The organism is Roseibium algae (assembly GCF_037783265.1).
Taxonomy (GTDB): Bacteria; Pseudomonadota; Alphaproteobacteria; order Rhizobiales; family Stappiaceae; genus Roseibium; species Roseibium algae.
In genome coordinates, this window is record NZ_JBAKIA010000040.1 from 1 (window position 1) to 8,448 (window position 8,448).

At 54.0% G+C, this 8,448-nt stretch carries 8 protein-coding genes and 1 tRNA gene; 2 read left to right on the plus strand and 7 right to left on the minus strand.

The window, feature by feature from the left end; all coding sequences use genetic code 11:
- Window positions 1–36 precede the first annotated feature (36 nt).
- Window positions 37–113: transfer RNA gene (locus V6575_RS23115), tRNA-Met, on the plus strand.
- Between the two features lie 334 nt (window positions 114–447).
- Here V6575_RS23115 and V6575_RS23120 read toward each other — a convergent pair.
- The 7 genes from V6575_RS23120 to V6575_RS23150 all read right to left on the minus strand — a co-directional run bounded on the left by V6575_RS23120 (window position 448) and on the right by V6575_RS23150 (window position 6,950).
- On the minus strand, window positions 448–594 hold the full coding sequence (locus V6575_RS23120; protein WP_340277860.1) for a hypothetical protein: 147 nt from the start codon (window positions 592–594) through the stop codon (window positions 448–450).
- 383 nt (window positions 595–977) lie between these two features.
- On the minus strand, window positions 978–2,255 hold the full coding sequence (locus V6575_RS23125; protein ID WP_340277861.1) for a four-carbon acid sugar kinase family protein: 1,278 nt from the start codon (window positions 2,253–2,255) through the stop codon (window positions 978–980).
- Window positions 2,255–3,583, minus strand: coding sequence for a RuBisCO large subunit C-terminal-like domain-containing protein (locus V6575_RS23130; protein WP_340277862.1), 1,329 nt, complete (start codon window positions 3,581–3,583; stop codon window positions 2,255–2,257). Before V6575_RS23130 ends, V6575_RS23125 begins: the two co-directional genes overlap by 1 nt.
- Complete coding sequence (locus V6575_RS23135) at window positions 3,537–4,076, minus strand: VOC family protein (RefSeq protein ID WP_340277863.1); 540 nt, start codon at window positions 4,074–4,076, stop codon at window positions 3,537–3,539. Before V6575_RS23135 ends, V6575_RS23130 begins: the two co-directional genes overlap by 47 nt.
- Window positions 4,077–4,083: 7 nt before the next feature.
- On the minus strand, window positions 4,084–5,361 hold the full coding sequence (locus tag V6575_RS23140) for a TRAP transporter large permease (RefSeq protein ID WP_340277864.1): 1,278 nt from the start codon (window positions 5,359–5,361) through the stop codon (window positions 4,084–4,086).
- On the minus strand, window positions 5,358–5,885 hold the full coding sequence (locus V6575_RS23145; protein WP_340277865.1) for a TRAP transporter small permease: 528 nt from the start codon (window positions 5,883–5,885) through the stop codon (window positions 5,358–5,360). The genes V6575_RS23140 and V6575_RS23145 overlap by 4 nt, the downstream gene beginning before the upstream one ends.
- 24 nt (window positions 5,886–5,909) lie before the next feature.
- Window positions 5,910–6,950, minus strand: coding sequence for a TRAP transporter substrate-binding protein (locus V6575_RS23150; RefSeq protein WP_340277866.1), 1,041 nt, complete (start codon window positions 6,948–6,950; stop codon window positions 5,910–5,912).
- A gap of 120 nt (window positions 6,951–7,070) precedes the next feature.
- Here V6575_RS23150 and V6575_RS23155 point away from each other — a divergent pair, with 120 nt between their 5' ends.
- Window positions 7,071–8,159 (plus strand): LacI family DNA-binding transcriptional regulator, encoded by a 1,089-nt coding sequence (locus tag V6575_RS23155; RefSeq protein ID WP_340277867.1) that lies wholly within the window; start codon window positions 7,071–7,073, stop codon window positions 8,157–8,159.
- Window positions 8,160–8,448: the final 289 nt, after the last annotated feature.

Sequence of the window (8,448 nt, forward strand, 5' to 3'; positions counted from 1 at the left end):
TAAGGAACTCAAGCTTCCAGTGCGCCAAAGATATAACGCGGGGTGGAGCAGCCCGGTAGCTCGTCAGGCTCATAACCTGAAGGTCGCAGGTTCAAATCCTGCCCCCGCAACCAAATATAAAACCCGCTAACTCAATGAGTTGGCGGGTATTTTGCTTTTTGCCTCCACTCTGACAGCCAAGGCTCAGTGCCAAAATACCTGCCAAAGACGCATAAATCTCAACCCGAGGCACGACCCACTTGCCGTGGCAAAATGGATCCGGCAGAGGGGGATCACTTATGAAATAATGTCTTTTGTCGAGATGGGCGTGGTTTTGGGCCTTATGGCTGGCCAGTGTCGCCGTCCTAGGTGTGGTGGCTTTTCAATGAAGCTGGATATTTATGCGTCAATTGGCGGCTATAGTCGAAATGGACCAACACCTATGGCCATAGGGTTTGACGAAAGCCGCTAGCATGAGACGAAAATCGTGGCAACGAACGCCAGCAGCTTGGTGCGTTTGATCTTCTTGTTGAAGATCTCGCGGCCGGTTTCAGAAATTCCGTGAACGTGAAATACATCTTTGGCCAGATTCAGGCCAACTGTTTTTACTGTCATTGGGTGGTTCCTATGACATCCGCAGTATTGCGCATTGCGACGACGAGTGAAACAGGAGCCATCCAAACCATCCGTTCAGGGCCCAACGCTAATGAGTACGCCTTGGCGAAGCTGATCCTCCCCCTTTGAATTGGTCCACCCGTATAGTTAGGAAACTGGAGGACCAGAGATGGCTATGAAGCGACCTAAACCGGAAGAGATTGTCGTGAAGTTACGGCAGGTTGAAGTGCTGATGGGAAAGGCATGGCGCGACAACAGGGCGCCGAAGTTCCAAAGGATGAGGTTTACCCATGAAGACTGTCTTGTTTGGTGACAAGACAAAGAATCACGGATCAACATGAAAGGGAATCCTGTATCTGATTAACCGCGACACGCTCTAGAACTCAAGTTGTGAAACGATCAAACAGGCCCGAGCTGCCCATCTGACCGCCTTTGAGCATCAGCTTTAGGCCATCCAGACCTAAATCTGAATGCTGGCCAATACAGATACTGACACCGGGATCGATATCGAAGGCATAATCGAGGGACAAAAAACCGAGCCGTTGGCAGATGGCGCTGGAGGTATCACCACCGGCAACACCGAGTTTACCAATTTTCGTATTGGACAGGACAGCCTCAGCATAATTCACAAGCCGCTCTGTAAGGTCCGTTGCTCTTTCGTGATAATCAGCACCGGGCAGTGTGTGGACGAGGACATTGCGACCTTGTTTGAGGTTGTAACAGGCCCAACGAATTGCGGCGTTGAAACTGCTGGGGCGTTGGAGCGTAGCGGGTGACAACTCAAGTTTTTCGAAACTTGATGCGGATGAGACTTGGTATTCGGTCACCGAGGAGCGGCTGCCTGCGATCATCAGACAAGGGCCTTTGCGTTCTCTTATGGGGATGCCACTTGGTCGACTGATGTATTTCTTGGATCCGTACGCTATTGCTTCAGCGACGCTGCTTGCGCCGACTAGCAACACCGGTTCTGCTTTAGAGATTGACCCAAGAGCCTCTCCAATAATCCTGATGTCATCGGCTGACGACGCATCTATCAGAAATCGCTTGCTGCCTTCGCCTATGCTGGTGTGTAGCTTTTTAACCAGCTCACGTGCGCCGTATGCAAGTTCCGAAACGGAAATCGACTGCAAGCCCTCTAACCCTTGGGCTGCAAGGTGGACCGAAAGATCTGCTTCAGCCATCGGTGTGATTGGATGGCATCGCATGACCGGGTGTCGATCGATCCTGTATACCTTTTTATCAGATGCGCGGGCAAAGAGATTTCCGAACAGGCAGTATCGTCCGAGGCTCGGCTGGCCGCCGATGACAAGTGTCAGGCATGGCTGGATAGTTTGTTCGAGCACATCGACCGCGGCACCAATGGATCCTGTGTCGGGGCTGCTGTCGAATGTGGAGCAGACCTTATAGTGCACAAACTCAGGATTAAGCCCAGCGACAGTGGTTGCAATTTCAGGCAGTCTGCTGCGAATGCGACCTTCTGTCAGGCCGCGCAACTCTGTTGCAATGCCGATAACTTCAAAGGAGTCCCCAGCCTGTGAAGCGGTCTCCGCGTCGAGATACAATCGTACCTGGGCACCGGAGCGGGCCCAAGTCGCAAGTGTATCAGACGCACCGGTGAAATCATCGCCTATGAAGACGGACAACGGACGTTTACGCATCATTAGGTACCAAAAAACTCAAGAGCAACTTGCAATTCGAGCGCTTTGGTTTTCGAGGTGTTGAGCGATTGTCCTGCAGAGGTCGCATCCCAGGCCTGTTGCAAGCTGCGAACGCCTGCAGCAGGTCCGCCTGGGTGAGCGAGTATGCCGCCGCCAGCCATAAAGAGGAAATCGGTACTCCCAACGGCTTCAAACGTGTGAGGCAGAGTGCCCGCCCATTGCCCGGAGGAAAATGCTGGCATCACACGGTCGTTCACGTCTGATCCGTTAATGGCAAGCGGTGAAATGCATGCCTGGGCTGCTGCTTGGACTTCCTCAGCTTTATCAACGAACTTCCCACCGATACCGTGAACATGCATGTGATCAACCCCGGCCAGACGATACATGGCCTGATAGGCATCAAAGGCGATGCCGAGTAATGGGTGTCGCGACATTGCACCAAAGCCATTGCGGTGAGCATGAAGTGCCAGCGGCGTGTGCTTCCGAAGGCTCTCTATGCCTGACAGGCCGCACCAGTTGAGGCTTGCCATCACGCAAGATCCACCTTCTGAAGTCACCAGATCGGTATGCCGCCGCATGGCATCTGTCTCGTCGGTGATGTTGAACGCCATCATGACATCACGGCCTGTGCGATCACGATAGGCTCGGATTCTGGCCATGACGGCGGGGACCCGCTCTGTGATGGGTGCATGATCGGGATTGGCACAGACCTCATCATCCTTGATGAAATCGACGCCTGCTTCGCAAAGTGTCTCAACCAGATCAGCGATTTCGTGGCTGCACATGCCAACATTGGGTTTGATGATAGTGCCAAACAAGGGACGGTCGATGACGCCAAGCTGCGCACGTGTGCCCGTGATACCCATTGATGGCATGAGGTAGCGTGACCGATAGGCCTGCGGGATGGAGAGCGAGAGTAACTTCAAGCCAGTCACTTCGCCTATGTCATAAAGATTGCCGGAAACGGTCGCCGCCAATGTGGGCAGGTTGTGACCAATATTCGCGACTGGATAGGCGATACGAACATGAGCGCGTCGATATGGGCCGTGTATAGCCTTTCTCTCCAGATAGGCGCTTTCGAGACTCGGCTCTGGCACAGAGGCCAGTTCGGTCACCTTCAGTACTTCTGCGCCTGCTCGGGCACGCAGCTCATCGGTCTCGCCCGCAACACGGACGAAGGTTCCGGAGGATTGTTCCCCGGCCATGACCGCGGCGATTTGTGTCGGGTCCATTGGTGTTTCGAGAAGGTAGGTGGCTTCAATGCGCTCGCTGTTCATGACTGGCTCAAATCGTTTCCAGATCCGGGAATGGTCGAAGCGGGTCGCTGCCATCCCAATCTTCGGAAGCCGTCCTGATCAGGTCGAACATCCGGCCCTTTGGTCCAAGCACTTCTGACAGTTCGATCACCGTTCCAGGGTGACCTTCCTGAGCGAAATATGTAAACCGACCATTCTTGCCGACGCAGCCACTCATTTTCTCAGTGAATCCTTCGCTGAGCATTAGAGCTAGGTCCTCGTCAAAGCTCTGTGTCCAGTAGGCCACATGCTGTAAACCGCGATGACCCGCTTGCATGAAATCTCGATACATTGATGGGGTGTTGTTACGCGTCTGAATCAATTCCACTTGCATGTAACCGGAATTGGCCAAGGCGACGGAATTGTGCACATCGTAGCTCTTACCGTCATAGCGGTAGTCCTCGATTGGCACCCGCGAATTGTAAAACCATGGACCAACGCCCATGACTTTCGACCAATGATCCATGCCCGCTTCAATGTCGTCAACAACGTAGCCCAATTGCCGGATCGGCCCGAGAAACCTGCTCATGTCTGTCTCATTTCAAAAGATAATTGGGAAGCCAGGTTGAAATGGCCGGTACGGCCGAGACAACAATCAAGGCAAGAAGCAGTGGTGCCAGGAAGGGCAGCACGCCGCGAATAACAACTGTCACGGGAATCTTGGTGACGATCGACACCATGAAGAGGCTCATCCCGACCGGAGGAGTGAGGAGGCCGATCATCAGATTGAGCACAAATACGATGCCGAGTTGCAGTGGATCTACGCCCGCCATGGTCAATGCGGGGGCAATGATCGGGGCAATGATCAAAATGGCTGCAATGGATTCAAGGACCATGCCAACAACCAGCAGAAGCACGTTGACCAGAAGCAGGAGGAGGAAGGGATTTTCGGTCAGCCCTAGCAGAAACTCACTTGCCATTAACGGCACACGGTCCAGGGTCAACACCCAGGCAAACAAGGCGGCGGCTGATACGATGAATAGTATATTTGCGGTCGCGAGGACCGTTTCCCGTAGGCAGGCGATAAGTTTGGTCAGTGTCAGACTGCGATAGATAAGGACGCCGATCAGACAGGCATAAGCAACCGTGATGCCGGCCACTTCTGTCGGTCCGAAATAGCCGCTCAACAGACCGCCAATCAGCAACACCGGTGCCATGAGGGCAGGGAAGGATACGGCGAACTTGAAAGCGACGGCTTTGGCCGTGGGGCGCACGGTGTCGCGCGGCAGGTTTTTGACCCGTGCCATGACTGCGACCTGAACCATCAAAAGCAGTGTCAGCAAGAGAGCAGGCACGATGCCAGCCACCAAAAGTTTGACCGCTGACACATTTGCGACGCTGGCGTAGATGATGATCGGGATTGAAGGCGGAAAGATAGGCCCGATTGTTGCGGCTGCGATAGTCAGGCCAGCGGCGAAGTCCTCACGATAGCCCTGGGCTTTCATCTGGTTGATCTGCACGGCACCAAGTGCACCGATATCAGCCAATGCGGCACCGGAAATTCCGGAAAAGATCAAGCTGACCAGCACACTGACCTGCGCCACGGCACCTTGAATGCGACCTAGCAGCATACGGACAAGATCAAAAAGATGGGTGGTGACACCCATGGCATTGAGTAAATTGGCAGCCAGAATAAACAGTGGTACGGCGAGCAACGGAGAACTGTCGAGTGAATTGAGAGCGCGTTGCGCTAGAACCGAGACCGGTAAGCCGTTGGAGACAATGACAATTGCCGAAGGCAGACCTAGTGATACTGCAACGGGCGCGCCGCAAATGAGAAGGGCCAGGAACAAACCCAAGAGAATGAGGCTCATAGGATTACCTCTTTGTCGGCGTTGATGCCGGTGTCTTCTTGTCCTTTGATGATTTGCCAAATACGAAAGAGTGCGGCCAAGGTAAGGAACGTCGTGCCGATCAGGGCGGGGGCGTAATAGCCCCAGTTGGGCATTCCCATGGCAGGTGTCAGGAACTTTCCTGCCCTTGGCAGAAAGGCAGCAAAGCCCCAGAGCGTAAACCCGGCGAAGACTAATGTCGCGAGTTCGGACAGGATATGGACCATGCGGCGTGCGCCTGGGCCCAGCATATCAGGCACCAATGTCACAGCCACCATCTGATGATTGACCACCAGTGAGGGGATGGAAAGAAACACCAGACCAATGCAACAGAAGCGCGCCAGTTCATCGGCCCATGGCAGGCCAAGGTCCAACAGATTTCGCGCGCTGACCTGAAGCACGATGAGACATGCCATCAGGGCTAGCAGTCCGATACTGATTGAAATGCCTGCGCCTGACAGTCGCGCCATAATGGCGCGACCTTTTGTGGTTTGTTGACGGGTCATGCCCATCCCTCCCGGCTATGGTGATCAGTTGATCGCTGCGATCTTTTTGTAGAGATCACCGAACTTCTCACCGAAGCGTTCATTCACGAGTGCTTTGACCGAGCTACGGAACTCTTCAAGTTTCAAGCCTTCTTCTGCACCGATCACAGTCATGCCCAGATCGCGCAACTGCTGGGTCTCGGATTCTTCCTTGTCGAGGATGGCGTTGGTCGCCTTGATGCGGGTTTCTTCCGCAGCCGTGGTGACAGCCTGCTTTTGTTCTGGAGACAGGGCCTGCCAGGCGTCTTCGTTCATGACCACCATTTCGGCATTGGACATGTGGCCAGTCAGCATAAGATGGGACTGCACATCGTAGAGTTTTACAGACAACACGACGTTGACCGGGTTTTCCTGACCGGCAACAACACCTGTCGCAAGAGCTGTTGGAACTTCAGACCAATCAACGGGTACTGCGACAGCTCCCATGCCTTCCACAGCCGTTGTGTAGATCGGGAACGGAACGGCCCGGATTTTTACGCCGGACAGATCATCGGGCGAATAGATAGCCTGGTTGGCTGTGAGATTGCGGCGACCGAAGTAATGAGCGTAGATCACACGCACATTTGCTGCGGCGATCAGGCCTTCATTGAGTTCCTGCATCACCGGCGATTTCACGTCAGTCACTTTTAGTAGATGATCTACGTCGCGGTAGAGGTAGGGTGTGTCGAGCGCTGCAAATGGCGCGTAGAGCGAGCCAATTCCGCCTGCAGTGTTGTGCGAGAACGCGATGCTGCCAAGGGAGACAGCTTCGGCCAGTTCCTGCAGCTTGCCGAGCTGAGACGCTGGAAATACCTCGACAGCGACGTCGCCGCCAGACGCTTTTCCAAGTGTTTCGGCGAACCAGTCTGCCTGCGCGCCAGCAACCGATGCAGGCTCATTGTTGTGGCCGTAGCGGAGCGTCAGTGAGGGCGCTGCCAATGTTGCAGAACCTGGCAGAAGAGCCAAAGCACCAGCCCCAACGCCCATACCGAGTGCAGTGCGGCGTGTTATTTCCATTGAACAGATAGACGTTTTACGATCAGTCATAGTCACCTCCCATGAGTTTTCTTGAGGTGCAGTGCACCTTAGAACGGCTCCGCTTCTCCCATAAACCCGAAGCTTGACAGGAGGATAGGAATAGATATTTGTTGCGTCAAACACGATTAAATGATGGGTTTTGATGTGTCTGTGCAATCCTCACCTGACCGCCGCGCGCCACTGATGAGTGATGTTGCCAAGGCTGCGAATGTGTCCATGGCCACAGTGGACCGGGTGCTAAACCGGCGTAAAGGCGTCAAGGACCGGACTACCCAGAGGGTGCTGAAAGCAGCGCTTGAGTTAGACTTTCTGACCCTTGAAGAATCGGCGCTCATCGCGACGCCTCGGCCACCCAACATTGTCTTCCTGTTGCCGGCGGGCGCGAACCCTTATCTCAAGCTTCTGGGTGAAAAGCTGCGTGCTCGGGCTGTTCCCAGAGGCCGTGATGCTCCCTCGATCCGCTGTATTTTCATCGAAAGCTTCAATGCAACGGTGTTGGCGGCAGCCCTTCGTCATCATGCTGCCTGGGCCGACGGTATTGCCTTTATGGCGATTGATCATCCAGAAGTGCGTGAGGCGGTGGAGGAGATCACCTCAGCCGGATTGCGGGTGGTGACCATTGTGTCTGATCTGCCGCATCCGGCGCGTATGGCCTATGTCGGGCTCGACAACCATTCGGTCGGGCGTACTGCGGCGATGCTTTTGGCGCGGTTCAGTCAGCGCGCAAGCGGGAGCCTTGCATTGGTCGCAGGGTCTCGTAACTATCGGGCACACTCGGAGCGCGAGGCAGGCTTCCTTGCGCTGATTGAGGAAATGCATCCCGACCTGCATGTGGTCGGTGTGCGGGAAGGGCACGATGATGCAGGTGAGAATTTCCGCCATGCCAATTCCCTGCTTGAGCAGCACCTTGATTTGATTGGGATCTATAATGTCGGTGGGGCATCTAACGGCATCGCACGGGCCTTGGTCGAGCAGGGTCGGGCAGGTGATATACAATTCATCGGGCACGGGCTGACATCTGATACGCGCAAGCTGCTGATCGACGGTACTATGGATGCCGTCATAGACAGTGATCCCGAAACCATTCTGTCACTTGCCATCAACCTCATCTGCGAGGCACCGCAGCAACTGCCTCACATCCAGACACAAAGGTCAGTGCGCATGGATATATTCTTCCGCGAAAACTTGCCATCAGGAACTAAACTGCCCTTTCCGTGAGGAGGTCGCTTGGGTGGGGGAGGCAGATCATTGCCATCATTGGGTTAAGCTATGTGTTGTCTCTGCTTTTCTGATGGGACACCCATGCTGATCAACCATGCCAATTTGAGTGGAGCATCATACACCGAAGCGTTTCATTCAACGGGGCAGTTTGCTTTGATGTTTTTGGATTTATGAATTTTGTTTAACCATTTGATTTTTTGTATGTTTTTGGTTGTTTTTTGAGTTTTGTTTTGTTGTTTGTCCACAGTGTGTTTGTTTGATTTGTTTTTAGTTTTGTTTTTTTGGA